Source organism: Teichococcus wenyumeiae, from assembly GCF_003696345.1.
GTDB lineage: Bacteria > Pseudomonadota > Alphaproteobacteria > Acetobacterales > Acetobacteraceae > Pseudoroseomonas > Pseudoroseomonas wenyumeiae.
Genome location: NZ_RFLX01000162.1, coordinates 1 through 1,085, shown reverse-complemented (window position 1 = coordinate 1,085; position 1,085 = coordinate 1). Strand labels below are relative to the sequence as shown.

Annotated in this window: 1 protein-coding gene; it reads right to left on the bottom strand. The window is 72.3% G+C overall.

What is annotated here, in order from left to right:
- On the bottom strand, positions 1 to 1,085 hold a 1,085-nt coding region (locus tag EBE87_RS28380; protein ID WP_120641300.1), incomplete at both ends, for a TolC family outer membrane protein.

Sequence of the window (1,085 nt, the reverse complement as noted above, 5' to 3'; positions counted from 1 at the left end):
GTCCCGAACCACTTGGAGCGGACGGTGCGGTAGTAGGCTTCCATGTTGTAGAGGGGCACGGGCAGCGCCAGGTCGCGGGCGGTGAGGCGGCCGATGGCGCCGGCCAGGTTGTAGCTGTTGGTCACCACCGTGGCCAAGGCCTGCACCAGCGAGACGCGGCTGTTCAGCAGTTCCTGCTCGGCATTCAGCACATCCAGCGTGGTGCGGCTGCCCACCACCGCCTCGCGCTGCACGCCATCGAGCGCGATCTCGGCGGCGCGGATCTGCGCCCGCACGCTGACCACCTGCGCCCGCGCCGCCGCCAGCCCTTCCCAGGCCTGCGTCGCCTGCTGCATCGCCACCCGCCGCTGGTCGTCCACCACCTGCCGCGCCTGCTGCGCCTGCTGCCGCGCCTGCCGCACCAGCGCGTATTCGGCACCGCCCTGGTACAGCGGCACCGACAGCGTCGCCGTCACCTGCTCGCCGGTGGCGCGGGTATGCGGCTGCTGCGAGTTGTCGGAGCGGTAGCTCTGCGCCTGCAGCGAGACCTGCGGCAGCAGTGAGGAGAACTGCACATCCACCGCGTTGCGCGCCGCCGCCTCGTCAAACAAGGCCGCCACCACGCCGGGCGCGTTCACCGAGGCCATCTGCGCCGCCTCGCGGGCGCTGCCCACCGGCGAGCTGAGCGGCTGCGGCGCCACCAGCCGCTCCGGCGCCACCCCCACCAGGCGGGCAAAGGTGGCCCGGCTGGTTTGCAGCGTACCTTCCGAATTGGCCCGCGAGGCGCGTGCCCCGGCCAGCCGGCTTTCCGCCTGCGCCACGTCGGTGCGGGTGATCTCGCCCACCCGGAAGCGCTCGTTGGTGGCGTCCAGCTGCCGCTGCAGCACCTGCACGTTGTTGACGTTCAGCCGCAGCGTCTCCTGGTCGCGGATCACCGCCACATAGGCGGCCACCACATCCGACAGCACCTGCTGCTCGGTGCCGATCAGCCGGGCGCGCTGCGCCAGCACCTGGTTCTCGGCGCGCCGCGTGCTGGCCACCGTGCGGCCGCCGTTATACAGCGGCTGCGTCACCGTCGCCTGCAGCGAGCCGATCTGCCGGTCGGT